The 25,813-nt window shown below is 29.5% G+C and carries 34 protein-coding genes, 1 pseudogene and 1 riboswitch; of the genes and pseudogenes, 27 read left to right on the top strand and 8 right to left on the bottom strand.

Translation table 11 applies throughout. The annotated features are described in order from the left end of the window. The first annotated feature begins 44 nt into the window (after positions 1-44). The 20 genes and pseudogenes from J1C67_RS01860 (at position 45) to J1C67_RS01770 (ending at position 15,331) form a co-directional block, all read left to right on the top strand. A complete protein-coding gene (locus tag J1C67_RS01860) occupies positions 45-419 on the top strand; it encodes a GntR family transcriptional regulator (protein WP_167867586.1) in 375 nt (124 codons plus the stop codon). Next, the gene (locus J1C67_RS01855) at positions 412-1,113 is read left to right on the top strand and encodes an ABC transporter ATP-binding protein (RefSeq protein ID WP_167867587.1); all 702 of its coding nucleotides are present in this window, start codon (positions 412-414) and stop codon (positions 1,111-1,113) included. The genes J1C67_RS01860 and J1C67_RS01855 overlap by 8 nt, the downstream gene beginning before the upstream one ends. After that, positions 1,107-1,889: an ABC transporter permease gene (locus J1C67_RS01850; RefSeq protein WP_167867588.1), complete on the top strand. Its 783-nt coding sequence runs from the start codon at positions 1,107-1,109 to the stop codon at positions 1,887-1,889. The genes J1C67_RS01855 and J1C67_RS01850 overlap by 7 nt, the downstream gene beginning before the upstream one ends. 32 nt (positions 1,890-1,921) lie before the next feature. Then, a pseudogene (locus J1C67_RS19365) lies at positions 1,922-2,128 on the top strand (CD3324 family protein); the annotation flags it as partial. A gap of 158 nt (positions 2,129-2,286) precedes the next feature. Further along, entirely contained in the window at positions 2,287-3,189 is a 903-nt protein-coding gene (locus J1C67_RS01845; RefSeq protein WP_167867589.1) for a GNAT family N-acetyltransferase, read from the top strand. 47 nt (positions 3,190-3,236) lie between these two features. Further along, a complete protein-coding gene (locus tag J1C67_RS01840) occupies positions 3,237-3,800 on the top strand; it encodes a GNAT family N-acetyltransferase (protein ID WP_167867590.1) in 564 nt (187 codons plus the stop codon). 354 nt (positions 3,801-4,154) lie between these two features. Then, positions 4,155-5,897 (top strand): PAS domain-containing sensor histidine kinase, encoded by a 1,743-nt coding sequence (locus J1C67_RS01835; RefSeq protein ID WP_207253550.1) that lies wholly within the window; start codon positions 4,155-4,157, stop codon positions 5,895-5,897. Positions 5,898-5,911: 14 nt separating this feature from the next. Next, positions 5,912-6,079 (top strand): hypothetical protein, encoded by a 168-nt coding sequence (locus J1C67_RS01830; protein WP_167867592.1) that lies wholly within the window; start codon positions 5,912-5,914, stop codon positions 6,077-6,079. A 94-nt stretch (positions 6,080-6,173) separates the two neighbouring features. Beyond that, the gene (locus tag J1C67_RS01825; RefSeq protein ID WP_243175692.1) at positions 6,174-7,550 is read left to right on the top strand and encodes an MATE family efflux transporter; all 1,377 of its coding nucleotides are present in this window, start codon (positions 6,174-6,176) and stop codon (positions 7,548-7,550) included. A 54-nt stretch (positions 7,551-7,604) separates the two neighbouring features. Beyond that, positions 7,605-7,791: riboswitch (cobalamin riboswitch) on the top strand. 120 nt (positions 7,792-7,911) lie between these two features. Next, entirely contained in the window at positions 7,912-8,232 is a 321-nt protein-coding gene (locus J1C67_RS01820; RefSeq protein ID WP_167867593.1) for a CGGC domain-containing protein, read from the top strand. A gap of 58 nt (positions 8,233-8,290) precedes the next feature. After that, on the top strand, positions 8,291-9,304 hold the full coding sequence (locus tag J1C67_RS01815; RefSeq protein WP_167867594.1) for an ABC transporter substrate-binding protein: 1,014 nt from the start codon (positions 8,291-8,293) through the stop codon (positions 9,302-9,304). Between the two features lie 2 nt (positions 9,305-9,306). Continuing rightward, a complete protein-coding gene (locus tag J1C67_RS01810; RefSeq protein WP_167867595.1) occupies positions 9,307-10,395 on the top strand; it encodes a FecCD family ABC transporter permease in 1,089 nt (362 codons plus the stop codon). Next, complete coding sequence (locus tag J1C67_RS01805) at positions 10,395-11,171, top strand: ABC transporter ATP-binding protein (protein WP_167867596.1); 777 nt, start codon at positions 10,395-10,397, stop codon at positions 11,169-11,171. Before J1C67_RS01810 ends, J1C67_RS01805 begins: the two co-directional genes overlap by 1 nt. Before the next feature lie 263 nt (positions 11,172-11,434). Further along, a complete protein-coding gene (locus J1C67_RS01800; RefSeq protein ID WP_167867597.1) occupies positions 11,435-11,581 on the top strand; it encodes a hypothetical protein in 147 nt (48 codons plus the stop codon). Between the two features lie 143 nt (positions 11,582-11,724). Next, positions 11,725-11,961 (top strand): spore coat associated protein CotJA, encoded by a 237-nt coding sequence (locus J1C67_RS01795; protein ID WP_167867602.1) that lies wholly within the window; start codon positions 11,725-11,727, stop codon positions 11,959-11,961. Continuing rightward, a complete protein-coding gene (locus J1C67_RS01790) occupies positions 11,951-12,247 on the top strand; it encodes a spore coat protein CotJB (protein WP_167867598.1) in 297 nt (98 codons plus the stop codon). Before J1C67_RS01795 ends, J1C67_RS01790 begins: the two co-directional genes overlap by 11 nt. Positions 12,248-12,250: 3 nt before the next feature. Then, complete coding sequence (locus J1C67_RS01785) at positions 12,251-12,850, top strand: manganese catalase family protein (protein ID WP_167867599.1); 600 nt, start codon at positions 12,251-12,253, stop codon at positions 12,848-12,850. Between the two features lie 431 nt (positions 12,851-13,281). Then, positions 13,282-13,698 carry a hypothetical protein gene (locus J1C67_RS01780; protein WP_243176871.1) on the top strand — a complete coding sequence of 139 codons (417 nt, stop codon included), beginning with the start codon at positions 13,282-13,284 and terminating at the stop codon, positions 13,696-13,698. 473 nt (positions 13,699-14,171) lie between these two features. Further along, a complete protein-coding gene (locus J1C67_RS19610; protein WP_280526551.1) occupies positions 14,172-15,107 on the top strand; it encodes a collagen-like protein in 936 nt (311 codons plus the stop codon). A 20-nt stretch (positions 15,108-15,127) separates the two neighbouring features. Beyond that, positions 15,128-15,331: a hypothetical protein gene (locus tag J1C67_RS01770; RefSeq protein ID WP_207253548.1), complete on the top strand. Its 204-nt coding sequence runs from the start codon at positions 15,128-15,130 to the stop codon at positions 15,329-15,331. Between the two features lie 495 nt (positions 15,332-15,826). Here J1C67_RS01770 and J1C67_RS19350 read toward each other — a convergent pair whose 3' ends face one another. The 6 genes from J1C67_RS19350 to J1C67_RS01740 form a co-directional block, all read right to left on the bottom strand. Further along, the gene (locus tag J1C67_RS19350; protein ID WP_425321716.1) at positions 15,827-15,997 is read right to left on the bottom strand and encodes an integrase core domain-containing protein; all 171 of its coding nucleotides are present in this window, start codon (positions 15,995-15,997) and stop codon (positions 15,827-15,829) included. 97 nt (positions 15,998-16,094) lie between these two features. Then, positions 16,095-16,388, bottom strand: coding sequence for a hypothetical protein (locus tag J1C67_RS01760; RefSeq protein WP_207253546.1), 294 nt, complete (start codon positions 16,386-16,388; stop codon positions 16,095-16,097). A 52-nt stretch (positions 16,389-16,440) separates the two neighbouring features. Continuing rightward, positions 16,441-16,689 (bottom strand): hypothetical protein, encoded by a 249-nt coding sequence (locus J1C67_RS01755; RefSeq protein ID WP_207253545.1) that lies wholly within the window; start codon positions 16,687-16,689, stop codon positions 16,441-16,443. A gap of 22 nt (positions 16,690-16,711) precedes the next feature. Then, a complete protein-coding gene (locus tag J1C67_RS01750; protein WP_342356953.1) occupies positions 16,712-17,008 on the bottom strand; it encodes an HTH domain-containing protein in 297 nt (98 codons plus the stop codon). Then, a complete protein-coding gene (locus J1C67_RS01745) occupies positions 16,942-17,088 on the bottom strand; it encodes a hypothetical protein (protein ID WP_207253543.1) in 147 nt (48 codons plus the stop codon). Before J1C67_RS01745 ends, J1C67_RS01750 begins: the two co-directional genes overlap by 67 nt. A 147-nt stretch (positions 17,089-17,235) precedes the next feature. Further along, positions 17,236-18,939 carry a flavin monoamine oxidase family protein gene (locus J1C67_RS01740; RefSeq protein ID WP_167866106.1) on the bottom strand — a complete coding sequence of 568 codons (1,704 nt, stop codon included), beginning with the start codon at positions 18,937-18,939 and terminating at the stop codon, positions 17,236-17,238. 324 nt (positions 18,940-19,263) lie between these two features. Between J1C67_RS01740 and J1C67_RS01735 the strand changes: the two genes are divergently transcribed. The 5 genes from J1C67_RS01735 (at position 19,264) to J1C67_RS01715 (ending at position 23,163) form a co-directional block, all read left to right on the top strand. Beyond that, positions 19,264-20,187, top strand: coding sequence for a DUF5692 family protein (locus J1C67_RS01735; RefSeq protein ID WP_167866107.1), 924 nt, complete (start codon positions 19,264-19,266; stop codon positions 20,185-20,187). Between the two features lie 399 nt (positions 20,188-20,586). Then, entirely contained in the window at positions 20,587-20,979 is a 393-nt protein-coding gene (locus J1C67_RS01730) for a carbohydrate-binding protein (protein WP_167866108.1), read from the top strand. A 187-nt stretch (positions 20,980-21,166) separates the two neighbouring features. Continuing rightward, positions 21,167-21,952: an EFR1 family ferrodoxin gene (locus tag J1C67_RS01725; RefSeq protein ID WP_167866109.1), complete on the top strand. Its 786-nt coding sequence runs from the start codon at positions 21,167-21,169 to the stop codon at positions 21,950-21,952. Between the two features lie 52 nt (positions 21,953-22,004). Next, on the top strand, positions 22,005-22,646 hold the full coding sequence (locus J1C67_RS01720) for a lactate utilization protein (RefSeq protein ID WP_167866110.1): 642 nt from the start codon (positions 22,005-22,007) through the stop codon (positions 22,644-22,646). A gap of 175 nt (positions 22,647-22,821) precedes the next feature. Further along, positions 22,822-23,163: a zinc ribbon domain-containing protein YjdM gene (locus tag J1C67_RS01715; protein WP_089972246.1), complete on the top strand. Its 342-nt coding sequence runs from the start codon at positions 22,822-22,824 to the stop codon at positions 23,161-23,163. Between the two features lie 243 nt (positions 23,164-23,406). Here J1C67_RS01715 and J1C67_RS01710 read toward each other — a convergent pair whose 3' ends face one another. Beyond that, positions 23,407-23,895 (bottom strand): GNAT family N-acetyltransferase, encoded by a 489-nt coding sequence (locus tag J1C67_RS01710; protein ID WP_167866111.1) that lies wholly within the window; start codon positions 23,893-23,895, stop codon positions 23,407-23,409. An 18-nt stretch (positions 23,896-23,913) separates the two neighbouring features. Next, positions 23,914-24,612: a cyclic nucleotide-binding domain-containing protein gene (locus J1C67_RS01705; protein WP_167866112.1), complete on the bottom strand. Its 699-nt coding sequence runs from the start codon at positions 24,610-24,612 to the stop codon at positions 23,914-23,916. 216 nt (positions 24,613-24,828) lie between these two features. Here J1C67_RS01705 and J1C67_RS01700 point away from each other — a divergent pair, with 216 nt between their 5' ends. Both J1C67_RS01700 and J1C67_RS01695 read left to right on the top strand, forming a co-directional pair. After that, positions 24,829-25,251: a DMT family transporter gene (locus tag J1C67_RS01700; protein ID WP_167866113.1), complete on the top strand. Its 423-nt coding sequence runs from the start codon at positions 24,829-24,831 to the stop codon at positions 25,249-25,251. Between the two features lie 71 nt (positions 25,252-25,322). Then, the gene (locus tag J1C67_RS01695) at positions 25,323-25,766 is read left to right on the top strand and encodes a DMT family transporter (protein WP_089972255.1); all 444 of its coding nucleotides are present in this window, start codon (positions 25,323-25,325) and stop codon (positions 25,764-25,766) included. Positions 25,767-25,813 lie beyond the last annotated feature (47 nt).

Below are 25,813 nucleotides of genomic sequence, written 5' to 3'. Positions count from 1 at the left end.
TGGTATAGCATTGTATTAAGAGGTTAATACAAAGGGGTGAGATTATGCCGTGGGAATTTAAGGATGATAGACCAATATACTTACAATTAATTGAACAAATCCAATTAAGAATAATATCTGGATTGTATAAAGCTGGTGGAAGGTTACCATCAGTAAGAGATATGGCAAGCGAAGCATCTGTGAATCCTAATACAATGCAAAAAGCTTTAAGTGAGCTAGAAAAAACAGGAATAGTTCAGAGTCAAACAACCAGTGGAAGATTTATTACAGATGATATAAGAAAGATTGAAAAATTAAAAAAATATTTGGCAACAGAACAATCAGAAAAGTTTCTAAGAAGTATGGAAAGTATAGGTTTTAACAAGGAAGAAAGTATAATTATTTTAAAAGAATTAGGGGAGGGGAATAATAATGAGTGATCCTATATTAGAGTGTAGAAATTTAGTGAAGAGCTTTGGAAGCAAAGAAGCATTAAAAGGAATAGACTTAACAATAAATAAGGGGAGAATAGTTGGTTTGCTTGGACCAAATGGAAGTGGAAAAAGTACACTTATAAAACTTGCCAATGGACTTTTAACAGCAACAAGCGGAGAAATATTAATAGCAGGTAAAAAGCCAGGGGTTGAAACTAAAAAAATAGTCTCATATTTACCGGAAAGGACTTATCTTAATGAGTGGATGAAGGTTTCTGACATAATTAATTTCTTTGAAGATTTTTATGAGGATTTTAATTCCGAGAAAGCTTATGATATGTTAAAGAGATTAAATATAGATCCAAAAGATAAATTAAAGACAATGTCAAAAGGAACAAAGGAAAAAGTTCAACTTATATTAGTTATGAGTAGGGAAGCTGATTTATATTTATTAGATGAGCCAATTGCAGGAGTAGATCCTGCAGCGAGAGAGTATATTTTAAATACAATAATTAATAATTATAATGAAAATGCTACAGTAGTTATTTCAACGCATTTAATTTCTGATATAGAACAAATACTTGATGATGTAATCTTTATTTCATATGGAACTGTTACATTATGTAAAAGTGTAGATGAAATAAGAGAAGAAGAAGGCAAAACTGTTGATGCATTGTTTAGGGAGGTATTTAAATGTTAGGAAAATTAATTAAGTACGAATTAAAATCTACGGCAAGAACACTTATACCACTATATATTGCATTATTAATGTTTGCACTTATAAATAAGTTATTTATGGGAATTAATAATAACGCTAATAGTGAGCTATTAGGTGGTATTCCAGTAATGATAACTATATTTGCCTATGGATGTACTATGGTAGCAATATTTATTATAACATTTTTCGTAATCGTACAAAGATTTTATAAAAATTTATTAGGTGATGAAGGATACTTGATGAATACATTACCAGTTCGAACTTGGATGAATATTTTAAGTAAACTTGGAGCTTCAATTATTTGGATTATTGTTAGTGGAATTGTAGCAGTTTTATCTATAATTATAATGGCATTTTCAAAAGGTATGTTCACGGATTTATTTACTAATTTTGCTGAGTTTACAGGTTATGTACCGCAAGAATATTATGGATTTGCACTAGAAATAATTTTATATGCATTTGTATTAATGATATCAAGTATTTTAATATTATATCTATCAATATCAATAGGACACCTATTTAACAAAAATAGAATTCTTGCATCTTTTGGATCTTTTATAGTATTAAATATGATAATTGGTACTATTAAAGCCGTTATACAAGCAATTATGTTTATTGCTAATGATCCTAGTCTTATGGATAATGGGACTAATTTTATGGGCACTATCCATATTTTATTAGTTTGTGAGATTTTATTTGGAATAGTATCTTTTATAGCATGCAATTATATTATTAAAAATAAATTGAATTTAGAGTAGATTCAAGACGGTAATTAGATCAAAAGTATGTAGACTGTGGAGTAATTTATATTCCTAGGAAAGAATGTAATAGAAAACAATGGGGAGAAAAAACTAACACCCGAGAGGAAATTAAATTAAGAGATTTAACTATTTATGATGAATATAATAGTGGTACAAGTAAAAAAGTTCTTGCAGAAAAGTATTTTTTATCTGAAAAGAGTATAGATAGAATTATTTTAAAGGAAAGAAATAAATAAATATTTAATGGGCCATAGACTATTTATATAGTTTGTGGCTTATTTTTATTTGATAAAAATTTAATAGGTTGAGTAATTGAAAAATTAATAATAAAATATAGATAAGAAGATTAATTTATATAGTAAATAAAAAATATTGATATAAGTGGGAGTAAAAAATGAGAGAATGTTTGGAGATAGAAGGTAAGCAATATAGGTATATTTCTGATTATAAAAATAATCAAATATTAAGAACTAGCTTTAATAATCTGGCAAGAAAAACTTTTGGTATAGATTTTGAGCAATGGTACAATGGTGGATATTGGGGAGATGGATATATAACATATTCATTATTAGAAGATGAAATTGTTGTTGCTAATGTTTCTGTAAGTATTATGGAGTTCTTAATTTTAGATGAACAAAAGAGATATATACAAATAGGAACAGTTATGACTGCTGATGAATATAGAGGAAGAGGTTTATGCAAAGCACTTATGGAAAGGGTGTTAAAAGAATGGGAAGATAAATGTGAGCTAATATACCTTTTTGCTAATGATAGTGTTCTTGAATTTTATCCTAAATTTGGATTTGTACCAATGAATGAATATCAATGCTCAATTAATGTGAATAAAAAATGTAAGTCAAGAAATATGACAAAGATGGATATGGCAAATAAAAACCATAGAGAATTACTTTATAACATAGTTAATAATAGAATATCTTTTTCTAAGGTTACAATGTTAAATTGTATATCTCTTGTAATGTTTTATTGTACATCATTTATGAAAGATAGTATTTATTATCTTGAGGATTATAATACTGTAGTTATTGCAGAGTTTGATGGAAATAAATTATATGTACAAGATATTTCTAGTACTAAAGATATTAAATTAGATATTATCATTGATGAAATAATTAGTGATGAAATAAAAGAAGTCATTTTAGGATTTACGCCAAATGAAAATCTTTTTTATGAAGAAATATTATTTAAAGATGAGGATACTACACTTTTTGTAAAAGGTAGAGAGAGAAACATATTTGGAGTAAATAAGTTAATGTTTCCTATCTTATCTCATGCCTAAAGGGGATATTCGTAATTTGAAATTTAAAATATTTGGGGGAAATTAAATTGAATTTTAAAAAGGTATTTAAAGAATTTCCAGTAATGGAAAGTGATAAAATTAGATTAAGAAAATTAATGCTAGAAGATGCCAGTGATTTATTAAAGTATTATTCTAATAAAAATGTATATCGTTATCTTGATTGGAATGGACCAGAAACATTGGAAAGATGTACTGAAGTCTTAAAAATATGGAATCAAGGATATATTGATGGGTGGATTATTAGATTTGCAATAGCTGATAAAGTAAGTGATAAAATTATAGGTACAATATTCTTAAATGGATTTGAAGGCAAAAGAGCTGAGATTGGATATGAATTATCAGAAAATTATTGGCGTAATGGAATTATGTCAGAAGCAATAAATCAAGTGTTATCATTAGGGTTTAAAAAGCTAGGATTAGTTAGAATACAAGCATTTGTTTGTGAGGAAAATATTGCTTCAAAAAATATATTAGAAAAATTCAACTTTAAAGAAGAAGGATATCTAAGAAACTTCGAATGTCATAATGTTACAGGGGAATGCAAGGACATGTATGTATATGCTTTATTAAATACAGAGTTTGAAAATTAGGGCATAGTAAAATAAATTCAATAAGATGGAGTTTTAAAATTTCCAGGTACAAGTAGTGTTAAAAATGAGTGATGAAACTGTAATAGAGCTAAGGCTTTAGTGCAGTTTTTTACTTTATACGGTATTGTAGATTTTCAAACTGTGGATAACTTTTGCTTAAATACATATTTTGAGAATGTGGTTTGAAAAATAGATTACTAAACTATAAATAACTTGGTATAATTAGGGGTATGAATAAATAAATGATAAAATAGCAACAAAAACTGTTCTAGTTTTTGTAAGGGGATAGGTACTTACAGATATTGGAATGCTATAAGGAAGGGAGCAGTTTATATGTTTTGCAGTGAGATAGAAATGAAAGCATTATTAGATAGTTTGCCTGTACCTATTATTACTTTTGATAATAATATTGAAATAATAACAGTAAACTCAGATGCAATGAATATGTTTGAAAATAGTTTAAGTATAAACTCTAAGGATATCAAAAGTAATATAGGAGAATGGATTGGGACGGATTTGGTTAACTTTAAAAATGATAATACTAAAGAGATTTTATGTTTAGAAAAAGAGTTTAAAACAAACATTCATGTGTTACATTTCAGGATTAAACTTAGAAAGATAGTTGAAGAGAATTTTCAAGTGAAAAAAATCATTGTTGTTTTAAATGATGTAACTAATGAAAAGATAACTGAGATAAAACTTAAAGAAAGTAAAGAGAAGTTGAATTTTATTATTGAAAATATGCCAATTATGATGGATGCTATTGATGAAAAGGATAATATAATAGTATGGAACAAAGAATGTGAAATAGTTACAGGTTATTCTAAGGAAGAAATCAAAAACAATCATGAAATATGGAAAACTGTATATCCGGATGAAGCTTACAAAGAAAAAATATTAAAGCAAATAAGAGAGTTAGATTGTAACTTTAAAGATTTAGAATATGACATGGTATGTAAAGATGGAAGTGTAAAAACCATATCATGGTTTAATATTTCTAAAGAATTTCCTATTCCTAAATGGAATTCTTGGGCATTTGGCATTGATGTAACTGGTAGAAAGAGTACCGAAGAAAAGTTGAGAAGAAAAACTAAAGAACTTGAAAAGATATTTGAAGTATTGCCTGACCTTTACTTCCGTATAAATTCACAGGGAATCATATTAGATTGCAAATCAGGAATACATTCTGATTTTGATATAGTTCCTAATGAATATAAGGGAGAGCTTTTTAATGATATAGTTCCTAGGGATACAAAAATGTTTTTTAATAAGGCTATACATAAAGTTTTAACAACAAATAATTTAGTTGAAGAGGAGTTTTGTACCAATGATAATGAGCAACTAAAATATTTTGAAGGTAGATTGGTACCGTTAACAAAAAATGAATTAATAATAATAGTTAGGGATATTTCGAAAAGGAAGTTAACCGAAGAGGCTAAAAAAAAGGCTGAAGAAAATATAAAAACATTAAATGAAGCGATGGAATATGAAAAACTTAGAACAGAATTTTTTGCGAATATATCCCATGAATTCAGAACTCCATTAAACGTAATACTAGGGGCTATACAGCTAATGGACATATATGTAGGAAATATATCGGATTCTAAAATCTATGAAAAGATTATAAATTTAAAGAAAATTATGAAGCAAAATTGCTATAGATTAATAAGATTAGTTAATAATTTAATTGATATCACGAGGATAGATGCAGGTTTTTTAGACCTAAATCTTAAAAACTATGATATTGTAAAAATAGTAGAAGATATAACAATGTCAGTTTCAGAATTTGCAAGACTTAAGTATTTAGACCTTGAATTTTACTCCAATACTAATAAAAAAATAATTTCATGTGATCCAGATAAAATTGAACGAATAATATTAAATCTGTTATCAAATTCAATAAAGTTTACAAAGCAGCAGGGAAAAATATCTGTAAATGTAACATCTGAAGAGGATTCAATAATGATTTCTGTAAAGGATTCAGGAGTTGGAATCAAAAAAGAAAATTTAGATAGTATATTTGAAAGATTTATACAGGTAAATAAATCTTTAACTAGAGAAAACGAAGGTAGTGGAATAGAGGATTATCACTTGTAAAATTATTAGTTGAAATGCATGATGGAAGTATATCAGTTAATAGCGAGTATGGAAAGGGAAGTGAGTTTATTATAAAGCTTCCTGTAAAGCTAGTAGAAGATAGCAATGAGAATTTATTTAAAAATATTGAAATAGATAAGGTTGAGAAGGTATCTATAGAGTTTTCGGATATATATTTTTAGAGAATAATAATTGAATAAAGTAAATGATAAAATAACAGTAAAAGAGATATAGTGGCGTAATGTTATAAAAAAAACTGTAGATGAGGTGAAAATAATGATGAAAATAACAAAAGACAGGAAGTTTTATAAATTACTTTTAAGTATTTCATTACCAATAGCGATACAAAATATTATTACATTTGCTGTTAGTATGATTGATACTATTATGGTTGGATCATTAGGCGAGGTTCAACTATCAGCAGTTGCAATTGCAAATAATCTGTTTTTTATACTTATGATATTAATGTTTGGACTAGCTGGTGGATCAAACATTATGATTTCACAGTACTTTGGGAAAGGTGACAAAAAATCTATTCATAAAATATTATCAATAATGTATAGAGTATGTATTGGAATAACTCTTATATTTATTGGAATAGGAGTATTTATTCCAAAACAATTTATGAGTATATTTACAGCAGATTCAGCGGTGATTGAAGCTGGGGCAAGCTATTTAAAAATTATTTGCATAGGATATCTGTTCTATGCAGTAACAAATTGTACAATTATGATTCTTCGTTCTGTTAAAACTGTAAGAATATCAATAGTAGTATATAGTATTTCATTAATAGTTAATGCTTTCCTTAATTGGGTACTTATTTTTGGTAACTTGGGTGCTCCAAAACTTGGCATTAAGGGAGCTGCAATAGCAACGGTAATTGCAAGAATTATTGAATTTGCAATAGTATTAATATTCATTGCTTTTTATGAAGAGAAAATAAGGCTTAAAATAAAATACTTATTGAAAATTGATAAGTTAATGCTAAAAGATTTTATTAAGATTTGTACTCCTGTACTATTTAATGAGTTACTTTGGTCAACAGGAGCATCTATGATTTCTATTATAGTAGGGAGGCTGGGTACAGATATAGTAGCAGCAAATAGTATAAATACCGTGGCTCATCAATTTGTAACTGTATTTATATTTGGATTATCTAATGCAGCAGCAGTTATAGTAGGAAATACAATTGGGGAAGGGAAGAAAGAGGCGGCGGTAGAATATGCCTTTACTATTGGATTTTTTAGTATTGCTATGGGAATGATAGCAGGAATAATTATATATCTTATAAGACCGGTAGTTGTTGATTTATATAATGTAACAGACGCTACTAAAATGATAGCCATGGAGATAATGAAAGTAACATCTATAATAGTTGTTTTTCAATCACTTGGGGTTAATATGATGATGGGAGTTCTTAGGGGTGGTGGAGACGCTAAGTTTGTTCTTGTTAATGACATTATATTTATGTGGTTAGTTGCAATTCCAGGAGGATTCTTAGCTGCATTCGTATTTAAATTACCAATAGTTATAGTTTTCTTTATTATTAAGTCAGATGAAGTATTGAAATCTATAGTAAGTATATTTAGGGTTACTAGTGGAAAATGGGTTAAAGATGTAACCAGAGATTTTGAGGAAATTGAAGCAATATAGAACTAAAATTTATTTGATTAATGTAATTGTAATATGATAAAATAAAATTGTAAAATTGAATATACAAAAATAGGTTTAACAGGTATTTAATATCTGTTAATTAAAAGGGAAGTGGGTTTTAATCCCACGCGGTCCCGCCGCTGTAATAGAGGAGCTCTTGCAATATGTCACTGGGAAACTGGGAAGACTGCAGGAGTGTTGATACTTAAGCCAGAAGACCTGCCTATTTTAATGTGATGACAACTCTACGAGTGATAGGGGGGGAAACGTTTGAAAAATATTTTTTTCAATTGATAGCCTTTTAACTGTTGTTAAAAGGTTATCATTTTTTTTGGAATAATTTATTTTATAGGAGGTAAAAATGAAGATAGCTATCGGAGTATGTGAAAAAATAAATGGAATATGTACAACCATGGGATGCTTTAAAGCTTTAAATAACAGAGAGAAAAACTTTAGTATATATAAAAACGAAAATTTAGAACTTATGTCATTTTTCACATGTGATTCATGTTCAAGTAATTCTGATGAAAACTTGATAAATATTGCTAGAAAATTAGAACAAGCAGGGGTTCAAAAGCTTCACCTTGGTGTTTGTATTGTTAAGTGTCAAATTCAAAGAACAGAAGAAATAAAAGAGATATTTAAAAGATATAATATAGAAGTGGTAGAAGGTACTCATTAAAAATATTAAGAAGTATTGATTGGGTATACAAGGGATAAATAAAGGAGAGAAACTTAAAATGAAAAAGATAATAAGTATGATTTTAATAGGGTTAATGGCATTTGGAATAACCGGATGTGGGAATCAAGATGAGACAACAGCACCTAAAGCAGAAACTAAAGTAGAAAATAGTAATGAACAGTCAGCACATTATCCTGTTACAATCACAACATATGATTATGCTAAAAATCCTGTCAAAGTTACTTTTGAAAAATCACCAGAAAAAGTTATTGCAGTATATCAAAATTCAATAGAAACATTATTAGCATTAGGATTACAGGATAAAATAATTGGAGTGTCTGGATTGGATCATGATGTTAAAGATGAATATAAAAGTGAATTTAGTAAGTTAAAACATTATGAAAAAACACCTACAAAAGAAGAGGTTATTGGATTAGAACCTGATTTTATATTAGGTTGGTATTCTCTATTCGCTGAAAAAAAACTTGGAGATGTAGATTTTTGGCATGAAAGAGGTATAAATACATATATGGCACAAAACAGCGGTGTTATTAAACCAGATAGTCTGCAAAATGAATATGATGATATTTTAAACATAGGTAAAATTTTCAATGTAGAAAATAAAGCTAATGATATTGTTAATAACATGAAAAAAGAAATTGAAAAAGTAAAGGATTTGGTTAAGGAAAAAGAGGCTGTTAAAACAGTTATTTTGGAAGTAGAAAAAGACGGTGTCTATAGAATTTATGGAGAAGATAGTATTGGTGGTGATATTGCAAAGGGGGTTGGAGCAAATTTAGTAGCAAAATCTAGTGGGAAAATGGGGAATGAAGATTTGATAAAGATTAATCCAGATGTGATTTTTACTGTTTACTATGGTAAGGAAATTGATAAAGAATCTGCATTAAGAAGTATTATGACTAATGAAGGTCTTTCAAGTATTTCAGCAATAAAGTCAGAACGTGTTCACCCTATAATGCTCAGTGAAGTTTATGCTAGTGGTATTAGAACTTTAGACGGTATAAAGACAATTTCAAAGGGGTTATATCCTGAATTATATGAGGATAAATAAAAATGAAAAGAATTTATAAAAATAACACACAAAAATCTTTGATAAATGGAACGCCTACTTATATAGGTGTTTCCATTATACTTGTATTTTTTTTGATTTTTTCTATTTTAATAACAGTAACTATGGGCTCAGTTGAGATTTCTATAAAAGATGTATATGAAATTATAATGTACAAACTATTTAGTATTGGTGATGCAAAATTTTTATCAAGTGGGCCTGTCCATGATATTGTTTGGTTTATAAGGCTCCCAAGAATTATGTTGGCAGTTGCTGTAGGTATAGGCCTTTCCGTATCAGGGGTCATAATGCAAGCGATTGTGCAAAACCCCCTAGCAGATCCATATATATTAGGTGTTTCTTCAGGGGCATCTCTTGGGGCTACATTAGCAATTTTGCTTGGTGTTGGGGTCTTTTTTGGTAGTAATTATGTAGGAATATGCGCTTTCATTGGAGCATTTGCAATATCAATACTTGTATTAACCCTTGCAAATGTAAATGGAAGAGCTAATTCAACAAAGCTTTTGCTAGCAGGTATGGCGTTAAGTACTGTATGCTCAGCATTTTCAAGCTTTATTGTATACTTTGCTAATAATAGAGATGGCATGCAGAGTATAGCATATTGGCTAATGGGAAGCCTTGCAGGTGCAAAATGGCAAAATATAAGAATAATTCTTCCTGTTGTAATAATATCTACATTGTTTTTTATAACGCAATATAGAACGCTTAATTTAATGCTGCTTGGTGATGAAGTTTCTATAACTTTAGGTACAGATTTGCACAAGTATAGACAATTTTATCTTATAATTACATCTGTTGTAATTGGATTCATAGTATATGCATCTGGTATGATTGGGTTTGTGGGGCTCATTATTCCTCATCTTGTAAGAATGATATTTGGAACAGATCATAAAAGAATTATTCTATTATCAGCATTAGTAGGAGCTATATTTTTGGTTTGGGCAGATGTTTTATCAAGGATTATAATACAAGGAAGTGAACTTCCAATAGGAATATTAATTTCTATGATAGGTGCACCAAGTTTTATATATCTTATGGTAAGTAAATCATATGGATTTGGAGGTAATGATTGATGGAGGTAAAGACTTTAGATATAGAAGCTTATTTAGGTGGGAGTCATATATTGAAAGGCTTAAGTATTCATGCAAAGAAAAAAGAATTTGTAGGTATTATAGGGCCTAATGGTAGTGGCAAAAGTACATTTTTAAAATGTATATACAGAACTCTGCAGCCGTCTACAGGAGCTATATTGTTAGATGATAAAAATAGCAAGGATTTTTCTATGAAAGAAAGTGCAAGAAAAATGGCTGTGGTATCTCAACATAATAATTATAATTTTGATTTTACTGTTTCAGATATAGTTCTAATGGGACGGTCACCACATAAAAAATTTATAGAAAAAGATAATGTTTACGATTATAGAATCATGGAAGAGTCTTTAAAAAAAGTAGGTATGATAGATTATGCTAAACGAAACTTTTCAAGTTTATCAGGGGGAGAAAAGCAAAGAATAATTCTTGCAAGGGCATTAGCACAAAAAACAGAGTGTCTTATTCTAGATGAACCTACAAATCATCTAGATATAAAGTATCAGCTTCAGTTTATGGATACTGTAAAAGAACTTGGGGTTACAGTTATAGCCGCTATTCACGATTTAAATATTGTTGCTTTATATTGTGATAAGGTTTATGCCCTAAAAGCAGGTGGAATTATTAAGGTTGGAACACCAAAGGAAGTCTTAACCACAGAATTAATAAAGTCTTTGTATGAGGTTGATGCTAAAATTATAGATGATGAAGAAACAGGGCTTATAAATATTATTTATAAGCCCTACTATAAAAAAATATGAGAGTTAATTTTAATTATGAAACTACAATAAAGTTAAAACTTTATTGTAGTTTTTTATTGGAGATTAAGTTATATATTCTAAGTTTATTAATTGAATAAATGTATACTACTTTCTTGGATTGATATATTTTGAGTAAGATAAAAATATTTAATAGAATATATACAAAAGTTTAGGAAAAAATAATCAAGAGATTAGATATATAATATTTAATACGATAGAGATTTAAATTTATTCAAAATAAAAATTTAGGGAGTGACTATATTATGAGCAATAAATTAACTGTAACTAAAAAGCAAATGGCTTCATTAGGATTAAAAAAAAGTGAACAAAATGGTTATGAATATATTAATGAACAAGATGAAAGTAAGTATGAATATAAGCCAGTTAGGAATAAAAAAACGAAGGCTTAATTTAAACTTATTATAAAATCATATTAAAGTTAACGGCAAAATAGATATATATATAAGTTAAGTAACAACTTTTTGGAACTTTTTGTATAAATTGAATATTATATAATATAATTAATATTTTAAGGAGAGTTAAATTGAAACAGATGAGAAACAAAGAAAATAAATCACAATGTTCTCAAAATAGCAGTTGTATACCTCAAGAAACTGAAATAAAAAATGTCAGGTTAGCAGCTGCTTATGTTCCATTCCAAATCTTATGCGATCTGTTCACACCTCTACAAGCGTTAAATAAAGGAACTGCTTTTCCTGAATTATACAGTCCATATGAAACAAAAGAGAAACGCGAGCCTGAAAGAAGGCGGGTGTCTTATGAGAAATGATATAGATGATATAGATAAAATGGAACTATTAAAACAAATTACTACCTCTCAGTTTATGAAGGTAGATTTAGCTTTATATCTTAATACTCATCCATCAGATAAACATGCTATAAAAAAATATAATTATTATGTAATGCTATGCAAAGGATTAAGAGAAACCTATGAAATGAATTATGGAATGTTAACTCAACATGATTCATCGAATTCATCTTTATGGCAATGGATAAGTGAACCTTGGCCTTGGGAAAGTGATGCTAACTTTAAAATTGAAAGGGAGGATATATGATTTATGTGGACGTATGACAAATTCTTAGAATATCCAGTGAAAATAAAGAATCCAAATCCTGAAATGGCAAAAATTATAATCACTCAATATGGAGGACCAGATGGTGAATTAGCAGCTTCGTTAAGATATTTAAGTCAACGTTTTTCAATGATTACTCCACAAGCTATAGCAACATGTAATGATATAGGGACAGAAGAGTTAGCTCATTTAGAGATGGTTGGTTCAATGGTTAGGCAATTAATGAAAGATGCAAGCCTTGAAGAAATTAATAATGCAGGAATGGGTGGCTACTATGTAGATCACGGTAGAGGGATATATCCTGTAAGTGCTTCTGGCGTTCCTTTTAATGCTTCTTATATTCAATCAAAAGGAGATCCAATTGTAGATCTTACTGAAAATTTAGCAGCAGAGCAAAAAGCAAGAGCCACCTATGAGTATCTAATAAATGTGGCTGATGATCCTGATGTAATAGAACCATTAAAATTTTTAAGAGAAAGAGAAGTGGTTCATTATCAAAGATTTGGTGAAGCTCTTAGGATTGTTCAAGATTACTTACAAGAACCACGTTTATTTATAATTGATAAATCTAATTTTAAGAAGTAACCTAATTTATATATAAGGTAATTTATAAGCAAAAGCTATCGAAAAATATTCGATAGCTTTTTGGATTATGAAAATAGAAATACAATACTTGTAGGAGATTTTAATGCAAATCCACTTGATGGATGCATGACTAAGGCTGCTGAAATACTAAATTTGAAAACCCAGTAGAAAGCAATAGCTGCTTTCTACTGGGATTATTATATGATTTTATATTTAGTAATTATATACGGAGAATCTTTGATGCTTACGAATTTTAAATTATTTATTCGAACATTAATATTGTGTGCTAAACATATGAACCCATTAACTATAAACTGAATAATATAAGTATGTAGAATATTTTCTAATAGCTTAACTTAAATTAGATTATTAGAAATCAGGTGTTCGAAACGAGTGATAAATTTAATCGAAGTATATTGGGGATGAAACAAATGGTTTATAGATATATTGGCTCCGGTTCTGGCCGAAAAGTATTCGATTTGGGGAATGGATATGTAATAAAGGTAGCAAAAAATATAGCAGGAATTGCACAAAATCAGGTTGAGTATCAGATTTCATTTAATGATAATTCAAATTTATTTGCAAAGGTTATAGAAGTTTCAGGAGATTTCAAGTTTCTGATAATGAAGAAGGCTGATACAATAAATAATTTTTCACATGTATTGAAATATTTCAATGTTAGTAATAGTCGGGAATTTATTAGATTGAAGGGAATACAGACTATTCAGTGGAAGTATAATTTATTATTGGAAGATTTATGTAAGAAAAGTAGTTGGGGTATAATTGATGGAATACCAGTAATTATTGATTATGGTTTTACAAAGCAAGTACAACGAAGATATTACTGACCTTATTAAAAAATTAAGAAGTAGCAAACGCGCCTAATGTTGCGTAAATATCCCAGGTACAAGTAGTGTTTAAAATAGAATCATTTTGATGAAGAAACTGCGATAGAGTTAAAACTTTATTGCAGTTTTCTTATTAGTGATTTAGTTATAGCCAAAGGCAAGCACTTACTATCTTTATTAGATTACAGAGAAAAGGATTGTCTTGGTGTTTATTATTATACAAATGAATCACTAAAAATTAAGAAAAAAACATTGAACTTTGATAATGATTCAAATGCTTGAGACTATAATACTTATTATTTTGCAGCTTTAGGATGTTATAATCTATATTTTTTCTAATTTAGACACGTATTAACATAACTATGTAACGCAAAACAAAATATCTGCATACTATGTATAGAGAATATGAAGATATAAAAAAAATATCGGCATATTAAATAAAAAAAGTATTATTAATGAGGGAGGTGTCTATTATGAGTAATTACAGATATGGTTCTGAAGGGGATATAAATTATCCTAATTATAGGGACAGATACGATTGTTGTCAACCTTGCCATCCGAAATGTATAGGGCAAACAGGAGCAACAGGAGTAACAGGAGCAACTGGGAGAACTGGAGCAACAGGAGTAACTGGAGTAACAGGAGTAACAGGAGTAACAGGAGCAACTGGAGCAACTGGGAGAACTGGAGCAACAGGAGCAACTGGAGCAACAGGAGCAACTGGAGCAACTGGAGCAACTGGAGCAACTGGAGTAACTGGAGCAACAGGAGCAACAGGAGCAACAGGAGCAACTGGAGCAACAGGAGCAACTGGAGCAACAGGAGCAACTGGAGCAACAGGAGCAACAGGAGCAACAGGAGCAACAGGAGCAACAGGAGCAACAGGAGCAACAGGAGCAACTGGAGCAACTGGAGTAACAGGAGCAACTGGAGTAACTGGACAAACTGGAGTAACTGGAGCAACTGGGAGAACTGGAGCAACAGGAGCAACTGGAGCAACTGGAGCAACTGGAGCAACAGGAGCAACAGGAGCAACAGGAGCAACAGGAGCAACAGGAGCAACAGGAGCAACTGGAGCAACTGGAGTAACTGGAGTAACAGGAGCAACTGGAGTAACAGGAGCAACTGGAGCAACTGGAGCAACAGGAGTAACTGGAACAACTGGAGCAACTGGAGCTACCGGTATTCAAGGACCTACAGGTTCTACTGGTCCAAGTTTTAATTCGTATGCAAATGGTGTTATAACAACAAATAAAATATCAATTCCAGTCGGAGGCACTGTTATTTATGATACTGTAAATATTATAGGATCTGATATAATTTATAATCCAGTATCAGGTATATTTACAGTTAATACAACAGGTGTTTATGTAATCGACTGGAAGTTAGCTGTTACTCAATTCCTTTAACATTTGCTTTACAAATTGACTTGGAACAAGTTCCTAGTGCAACTCGTATTGGTGGTATATCTATTTTAGTAACAAATCCAACGTTAAGTGGTTCTAATGTAATTTATGCCGCAACAGCAGGAGAAAGTTTTAGATTTGCCAACAATTCAAATGGTCCTATTAGTATAGTATTAACAGTTTTATCCGGACCTATTGGAACTTTATCTATTTTTAGAATTAATTAATGGGATTAAGTTAAATTAAAAAAATTCAGATTATAAAGTAAGTAATATTAATTTTATTATGTTAAATTATTTTAACTAATTTCATTACTTTAAAAGGCTACCTCACTGGGGAGTCTTCTTTTGGAAATACATTCAGGGAAGTCAAGATTTTCTAGGGATAAGTATCAAACGTTCCTAAAGACTCCTAGGGGTTAAAATATTCCAAGTACAAGTAGTGTTTTAAATAAAATCATTTAAATGATGAAACTGCAATAGAGCTAAAGCTAAAGTGGTCCCTATGTCAAGGACAGTTAGAAAAAAACGCCTAAAAAATGAATTGGAACATTTTTTATGGAAGATGTATGACAAGAAAGCACTGGTATTATACCGTTTGTAGGTATTTACCAGTGCTTTAAATTATATTAATATATAAAATTAGTTTAGCTAGATTTTAATCGGATATTCACCGATTTCTAGATATTCGTAGTATTTATTTGGTGATAGCTTGGCCAAATTCTATTGATATCTATTGTTATTATAATAATCAATATAATTATCAGTTTCTTGTTTCAGTAGATTAAATGTGTTGCATTTTCCAAGGTGAATTTCATCTTTCATATGTCCGAAGAAGGATTCTTGTGGGGCATTGTCCCAACAATTACCTCTTCGAGACATCGATTGTCTAATTTCTTGCTTTGATATAATCTCTTGAAATTTAACGCTAGTATAATGGCAACCTTGATCTGAGTGAATTAGAGTTTCGCTTGTCAGAGAAATGCCATGTTCACGAATAAGTATGTACAGTTTCTAATACAAAATCTATTTCTAGAGATTCACTTAGAACATATGCTGCTAGAATTTGCTTTGTATAAGCATCCAGAATAGTTGAAAGATATGCTCTTTGACTATTGGCATAAGATATATATGTAATGTCTGTTAATAAGACCATTCTTGCCCCATAGTTAGTGAATTCTCTATTTAATAAATTTTCAGCAACATTATTAGTTTTTAGGGCCTTTGCCATTCGGCGGTACGGGTTTGCTTTTCTAATAGGACATGTTAAATTAAATTTTTTCATCAATCTACTTATTATTTCTTGATGTTCATACGTACCCCAGTATTTAGAAGCCTCATGTAAATACCACGTTTACCTTTGTCATATCCACGAAACTGATAAGCAATAATATAATCTCAAAATCTTTTCTATCTTCTTCCTCTTTTTTATTTCTATGATCTTTAGAAGATAACCAATTATAATAACCTGATCTAGATACCCCTGCATATTCACAGAGCCAACTAATATTTAATAAATTATTATTCCGTGAAAGCATTTGCTGAATTATTTTGAATTTTTCTTCTGTTTTAGCTTGGACTTCCATTGCGCCTCCCGATTTATAAAATTCATTTTTTTAGAAACTCATTTTCTTGTTTTAGATATCTAACTTGATGTTTGAGACGTGTAATTTGTTCATCAGGTGTCAAATATTTTGTAGCTAATCGTCCAGAGGTTTCCTTCCTTAAGTCACTAAAACCTTCTTGTCGTTTTCCCATACTTAGAAATCGGCGCGATAAATTATCAACTCTCTGTTTTCCTAAAGCCTTAACATCAAATCCTGCATTCCGTAGTATTTCTAATGGCATTTTCCCGGTATTATATTCAGAAACATAATACTCCTTAAATTCATCTGTATAAGTAATAGCTTTATTACTAGCTTTTTTACAAATGGATTTACTGATAAATCTTTCAATTGTTCATCTGTAAAATAGATTCTTCCCATAACTACAATCCTCCTTTAAAATATTTTACAATAAAAAAGACCCTATAAAATAGAGTCAGTTAAATAAATGTTTAGCACTTTTTTTCTAACTGTCCATTCTATAGGTACCAGTTTAAGCCTTTATTGCAGTTTTTTATTGAATATAGATTAACCTTTTTCACAATATTCGGCTATATCATTAGCAGCTTTCATGGCACTATTTACAGCCCCTTGCATCCAAGCATGGCTTGAAGAAACGTGTTCACCAGCAAAGTATACTCTATTCTCATATTCTGGTTTCGCCATTGCATATGAGAATAGCCTGAAGTGTCCAGGTTTAGCATAACAAAATCCTCCATAAAATCCTTTTTCATTATTCCATTGAGCAGTTTTAAAGTCATCAACTATAGAATCAAGATATCCTTTTTTAAGGCCATGAATAGATTCAATTTGTCTTTTTATTTCTTCAACACGTGTTTTATCTTCTAAGTTACCTAAACGGATTGAATCTTGATTTAAATTGTAAGATGCTAAAAGAACTCCTCCGTTATTATTAGAAATTTTCTTATTTTGTATATGACTATTACTAACACCTTTATAATAATCATTGTACCATATAGTTCCAACTGATAAATCAGTATGGGATCCACCTCCTATTATTTTCTCTTTAGTATCTCCTTCTTCCCAAAAACGTTTATTGCACATAAAAACAGTTTTTTGAGCTGATGTATAGTTAACTTCTTTTATTGCCTGCATTTTTTCAGTACTAAACATAGGATATACAGTAACATTACGAAGATTAGAAAAAGGAATTGTACAAACAATAAAATCAAAGGTTTCCTGAAAAATTTCTGAGGATTTTTTATTTTTATATTGTAGTATAACCTTATTGTTTTTATCTTTTTTATATATACCTGTTACTGCTTTTCCATTTTTCCAAAGAATTTTCCCTAAATTTTTTTCTTGAATATTAGAGTATTCCTTAGGTTTTTTAGACATTAAAGAATTATAAAAAGCAAGTGGGAGATTAACAAAGCCATCAACTATTTCATATCTATAAGCATAGTCTACGGTATATTCTTCTTGAAGATTTTCATAATAATTATTGTAGTAGAAATAACCTGCAAAAGGTGAAACGCATGAGAGCATCTCTATAGCACCTTCACTTAAATTCATTTTTTCAAGTACTTGTCGTATACTTAAACTATCCATATATTCAATTGTATTTGAATATTTCTTTTTAATTTGCACAAGTTCTTTTCTTATATCTGGATGTATTTTTAAAAGATTACTTCCTAATGCATAACCAATAAGTTTTTGCCAAGGTGTACTTCTTTCCCATGGTGCAAGATTAAATTCAGGATATATTTTCTCCATTACACTTTTACCTTGAGGATCATTTCTTGCACGTTTATTTCTTACATAGATAAATGCATTTTCATTGTTTTGAATAAACGGCCTTGTTTTTAAACCAAAAAGGTCTATATAGTGCCATGTAGTTTCATGGCTTACAGGTATCCGCATAGCTCCAAGTTCTCCATAAAATCTTTTATTCTTATCAAAGTAATGGGTATGAACCCTGCCACCAATACGTTTTTCCTCTGATTCAAAGATAGTAATATCAAAGCCAAGCTTTCTAAGTTCAAAGGCAGAAGCCAGCCCTGAAAGCCCTCCGCCTATTACACCTACCTTAAGCCCTTTGCAATGTTCTGGAGAGCTAATTGTTGTAATATCTTTTGGTGGACCAAGCAACTCTACTAAATTATCAAAATCTTCAATGTGATTTCCTTCTTCTAGAGCAATCCTTAACATTTTAAGTCTCTCTTCATAAGTTGGATTAATTTGCTGTATATATTTAATATCTGTAGGCAAATGAATTCAACTCCTTTTATATATTTATAATTATGACTAGCATTATAATCTATACTAAGTATATTCCTCAAAATATAATACAAGACTACCAAAATACTGATATTTTCTTGGCATTTCATAGCAAGCATTTTTTTCTTTGAAAATTGAGGATGGGATAGCACCTTTGAGCAATTTCAATACTGCTAAGTAATGATTTCTAAGCGCTAAATGTAATCTACATTTATTGACAATCATTAAATAAACGCGTACACTTATATTAGTAAATTGTAGGAGAATTGGTTTTAAATTACTGGAATTATTATATTTTATTAAGGAGGAATATTTATGTTTTTTTTCGAAGCACAACCTTGGACAAACTGGCTTATGTTGCTGGTAGTATTTTTTGTGTTGATTGGACTAAATGAAGTAGGTCGTAAATATAAATGGGGAGGAGTATTTTTTTTCGTCGTATTACCACTGGTTCTTACCTTTGCAGTATGGCCAAAAACTACTAAAGGAACAAGTGTAAACGATTGGTTCCATTATGCTAAAGTGTACTCATCACTTGCAGGATGCATTGGCTTTTGGCTGATTAGACATGTGAAAGGCGCAAGTAGCAAAAAATGGCTTTTGTGTTTTCCACCATTGATTTTAGCAATCAATATTTGCGAAGCAGTAGCACGTGATTTTCAAATTTACGGATTACATCTTAATAAAGAGATGTTTGAAGGAATGATGACTATAAGCGGTTCCTGGAATATTATGAATGGAATTGCAGGTATCTTAAATATCATTACTATTACAGGTTGGGTTGGAATCTGCATCAGTAAAGATAAGAGCAAGGATATGTTATGGCCTGACATGCTTTGGTTCTGGATTATAGCATATGATATTTGGAACTTTGCATACACATATAACTGCTTACCTGAACATGCATGGTACTGTGGGGTAGCGTTATTACTAGCTCCTACATTTGCAGCTTTCTTTATCAAGAAGGGGGCTTGGCTACAGCATCGTGCACAAACACTTGCATTATGGTGTATGTTTGCAATGACCTATCCAAGTTTCATTGATGAATCACAATTTGCAGTTAAATCATCACATAACACAACTGCTTTATTCATTGTAAGCTTAGTAGCATTACTAGCAAATATCGCAGTATTTGGATACTATATTTACAAGATTGTTAAGACAAAGCGTAATCCTATTAATGACGAACTTTATACAGATCTTAAGAGTTACAAAGAAATTAAATCATTAGCTGAGTAATATTAGCGAGCACTTGTCGAACATGCCTTCAGAGTAATGAGGTGAATGGCGATATTTTCAGAGACAAGTAGGTTAATAATGTAACTGGATAATTGAAATGAAATAAATATGATTAAATGCTAATTAAGATAAGTCGTGCAGAAATGTATGGCTTATTTTAATGCGTTTAAATGATGGTGGATAAGAAAATTTATGATTACTCTATAAAACATTATTTAATTAAGCTTTAATGGCAAATATTGGAGTTATAGTTATGAAAAGTTAATATACTTATTGTAATTTAAAGCAAATTTAAGTATTTTGTAAAAGAAAATGGTTACAAGAGGTAATTCTTTATTATACAATTTATGTAATTAAATGTATAATAAAATCATAAAACATGTAAGGAGGAATAAAAATATGAAAAAAATAATACTTTGTTTTTTATCAGTAACTTTAATAATGGGAACGTTATTAATGCCTAAAACGGTTCATGCAGCAGAAAATGATGAATGGGTAGTTTATAGAATATCAGCTCCAATAGCCTATGATAAAGTGGATACTAGGGACATTAAAAATATTACTGTACATTTTGGAGTAAACGGGTGGAATGAAATAAAAGATGTTGAGCTAAGTAGACATTTTGTAGATGCTTACATGGGAAGAGAATTTGAAGCTTTCTGGACTGATGTTTATGTTAAGAAAGGTTCAACTTTAGATTATTGTTTTAAGTATGACTTTAATTCAAATGAAGTTAAATGGGATAACAATAATGGTAAAGATTATCATGTTGTTGTAAGTCAACTACCTTAAAGGGGAGTTACTTGTAGGAGAAGTGTTGCTATTTCAAAACCTTAGTTAACATTGGCGAAGAGAACCTACCTGTTTGGCAGTTGAGATTAGGAAAGGTCATAAGGAAACTTATGACCTTTTATTGTTAAAATATAAAAAAGTGCCTATAATAGTAAGTATTAACAAATAGTATAGTAGGAGAAAAGATATGAGAGTAAATTTGATTTATTTTAGCGCTACAGATAGAACAGCTAAGGTTGTAAAGGAAATTGGAAGTGCTATTAGTAATGAATTATTTGAAAATGATATAACATTAGAGGAAAATAGAAATGAAGGGTTAGTTTTTACAGAAAAAGACTTAGTTATTGTAGGCGTTCCAGTTTATGCTGGACGAGTACCTAAGTTTTTAGTCGAATATTTTAATAAAGTAAAGGGTAATAATACTCTAGTAATTTTTGTTGTAACATATGGCAACAGAGCCTATGAAGATGCTTTATTAGAATTAAAGAATACATTTGAAGAAAATGGGTTTATAGGAGTAGGGGCAGCTGCATTTGTAGGAGAGCATTCTTATACTGAACTTTTAGGAAGTGGAAGACCAAATAAAAAGGACTTAGAAATAGCAAAAAAATTTGGTGACAGAGTTAAGATAAAGATTGATTCAATAAAGGATATTAGTGAAATAGGAAACTTGAATGTTCCAGGAAATTATCCTTATGTGGTAAAGGTAAGTAAAATGAAACCTATGGCACCAGAAACTAATGATAATTGTATAGATTGTGGAATATGTAAAAATTCTTGTCCCACTAATGCTATAAGCAATCAAAACTGTAGGATTGTTGATAAAGAAAGATGTATTAAGTGTTGTCGCTGTATAAGAAATTGTCCTGTGGGTGCAAAGGAAATGACTAATAGTGAATACATAGAAATGAGAGATTTTTTAATAAATAATTGGAGCAATATATATAATTCTCCTGAAATTTATATATATTAAAAAAATAAAAAAAGGCAAGCCTGCGCTAATAGATAGTATAGGAGTGATTAATGTGGATAAAAATATTAAATGGGTAAATGAAAAAAGAGCCGAAAGAGTAATAGATTCATTACAAAAGAATAATATGAACGGCTACTTAGTTAAATCAAGGGAAGAACTTATAGAAAAAATTGAAGAAATAGTTAAAGAGGGATCTTTAGTGGGATGTGGGGGATCTATGACATTGTTTGAAACAGGGGTAATGGATCATTTAAGAAGCGGAAGATATGAGTTCCTTGATAGATATAAAGATGGATTAGTGCAAGAAGACGTAAAAAAAATATATAGGGCAACATTTTCAGCAGATGCATATTTTTCTAGTACTAATGCTATAACTGAACAAGGGGAACTTTATAATGTAGATGGTAATGGAAATAGAGTTGCAGCCATGTTATATGGACCAGACAAGGTTATAGTTGTAGCTGGAATAAATAAAATAGTGAAAAATGTTGAAGAAGCTATAGAGAGAAATAAAAATATAGCAGCGCCAGCAAATGCAAAAAGACTTAATAAACAAACTCCTTGTGCAAAGGTAGGGTATTGTATGGATTGTCAAAGTGATGAAAGAATATGCTGTGAATATACTTTAATCAGAAAACAAAATAGAAGAGATAGAATCTATGTGATATTTATAAACGAAGAGATGGGATATTAAATTCAATATTAGATAGGGATAATATAACTTTAATCAGAGATTAGGGGTTGGTTTGTCAATATAAGAAGACTATGATAATATATATAAGCATATAAGGAACGCCTTATATGCTTATATATATTATAATTTAGACATCTTTAAATGTCTAAGAATAACGAATGGAGGAAATGGAATTATGGTTGATTTACCAAATTGTCCAAAATGTAATTCAGAATACACTTATGAAGATAGAAGTCTTTTTATTTGCCCAGAATGTGCTCATGAGTGGGCTTTAGAATTAGAAAACGAAAATAGTGAAGATGAAAAGATTATCAAAGATGCAAATGGAAATATCTTAAGTAATGGTGATTGCATAACAGTAATCAAAGATCTTAAAGTAAAAGGATGTTCAGCAGTTGTAAAAGTAGGTATAAAAATAAAAAATATACGTTTAGTTGATGGAGATCACAATATTGATTGCAAAATCGATGGTATTGGAGCTATGAAACTAAAATCTGAATTTGTTAAAAAGGTATAAATGCAGTTTTGATGAAACAGAAATAAAATAATTATAGTAGTGGGATAGATGTGTTATATATCATTTTCACTATGAAATACTCTACTGTAAAGTTACAGTTATTAAGTATATACAGCTAGGCATTAAGCCTAGCTTATTTTTATACTTTTACTTACGCATCATAAACTAAATAAATTTATTTGGAGCTCCCTTATATAAAGACGTCAATTTAAGATTATGAAAATAAACAACTTATGATTTTATCTAAAAGATTAAAATCATATCATACCATTCAGTTCCACCATGTACTGATTTAGATATACCTTTATTTATATATCCAAACTTTGTATAATAATCAACAAGATTTAATTTGCAAGTTAGAATAACACCTTTTCTACCTGCTAATTTTGATGTTTCAATCATATAATTCATTAACTGTGCGGCAATTCCCAAATTACGATAATCCGGGATTACATCAAGGCCAAAAATAGTTTGGAAATCTCCATTTGGAATATGTAGTTTAGAGTCAAAATATAGTTCGTCATATATAGTGCTCTCATTAGTAATACAGCCATTTATAAATCCTATAATTTTCTTATCTATTTCTGCTACAAAAAAGCGTTCTGAAAATGTTTTAATACGTTTTTCTAAGGATGCTCTAGTAGCTGCCTCTTCCTTTGGGAAACAGATTGCTTCAACTTTTGTTACTGCATCTAAATCTTTTACGGATGCTTTTCTAATTAAAATATTCATTATAATTCTCCTTTTTATTTATTTATATAAATCTCCAGCAAGTTTTTCCAATGCATTTATATTTAGAATGATAATGGAATTTCTTTCTTTTTTTATTATATTTTCATCGCATAATTTATTTATAGTTCTGATTAAGTGTCTATAGCTTGTTCCAAGTAAATCAGCCATTTCTGTAAATTTATCTGTTATTATTCCACCATCTAAATTGGAATGTTCACTATTCTCTGGTGCAATAGCAAGTAGATAACTTGATAATCTATTTTCTAGAGGGTAGAGAATATTTATTGAACTGGCGATAGAGGCACTAATAAATTTTTTACCAAGGCTCTGACAAATACACTTTAGAAAAGTTGGATCATTGACAGCGTATTTTCTTATATTACTCATAGATATTGCAATGCATAAACATTCATTTATTGCTTCAATGTTTGAATTAGCTTTATCACAATCAATAAATTCAACATCCCCAATTATAGTTAGTGGATTGTATAATCTAAAAAGTAGAGATTTACCGTTTTTCAGAATAGTATATACCTTTATTTTACCTTCTACAAAAAAATAAAAATAATCTATTGGTTCATTAACTTTGACAATGTGACTTCCTTTATTAAAAGCATGTAACTCCATGTGTTTTTTCATATCTATTCCAAAGAAATCTTCAATATTATATTTTTCTATGTAATCATCTAATTTAGATTGATTATTTATACGGTTCATTTAATTAGTCCTCCTTGTAATCATCTAAGGGAGATAAAAATTATTAAGCATTTCAATATTTATAAGTATTATTATAATCGTTTATTTTACAGAAGTGAACTAGAACTGAAAAATGACTAATATTAATTAATCAGAATAGGACATATGTCATATATAAGATTAAAATTCTATGTTAATCTTAGAAAAGAGACGTAATCAAGGAATGGGGGAAATTACATGTATAAATCGTATGCGGTATTTATAGGATTATTAATTACTATAATGGTAACGTTTAATGGTGCTCTGGCAAAATATACAAATCAGTATGTAGCGATATTAATAATCCATATAGTAGGACTTATTTCTTTAATTATTATCTTAATATTAAAAAAAGAGAAGTTCAAGTTAAAGAAAAATATTCCGATTTATTTATTTAGTGCGGGGTCAATAGGAGTTTTCGTAGTGTTTTTAAATAATTTATGCTTCAATTCTCTAGGAGCTTCTTTAACATTATCATTAGGTGTTTTTGGACAACTAGTATTAGCTTCTTTAATAGATCATTATGGATTATTTGGATTAGATATTTATAAATTTAAAAAGAAAAAAATTATTGGATTTTCTATAATATTATTAGGGCTAGTTACAATGATAATATATTAAGCATTTTAAAAAAATAGATCAATTTGCTATTTTATTATTTTTTAAATTGACTTAGAAAGAGGAGGATAAATATGTTATATATTATTTTAGCAGTTTTATGTGGTTCTATTACTATAGTAGCTATGATTATAAATTCACATCTAGCTAAAAAAATAGGCGTTCTTCAAGGAACTCTTATAAACTATATAGTAGGTCTAGTAAGTACTATATTATTATTAAGTATAGTGAGAAATTATGTAGACTTATCTGTTGGTAGTTTAAGTGAAATACCATTTTGGGCGTTCTTAGGTGGGTTGCTTGGAGTAATTGTTGTTTCGACATCTAATATTATAATTCCTAAAATCCCTACTATATATACTACTTTGCTTATATTTATAGGTCAGCTTTTTACAGGTATATTTATTGATTATTTCATAGTAGGATTTGTTTCAAAAGGAAAAATTATTGGGGGATTATTGATTCTCTTAGGATTAATATATAATTCTAGTGTGGATAAAAAAGAATTAATAAATTAAATAAAGGGATAAATTTTGTAGATAATTAATATTGATAAATGTAAAAT

Source organism: Clostridium gasigenes, from assembly GCF_017348895.1.
GTDB classification, from domain to species: Bacteria; Bacillota; Clostridia; order Clostridiales; family Clostridiaceae; genus Clostridium; species Clostridium gasigenes.
This window is presented reverse-complemented; position numbering and strand designations above follow the sequence as displayed.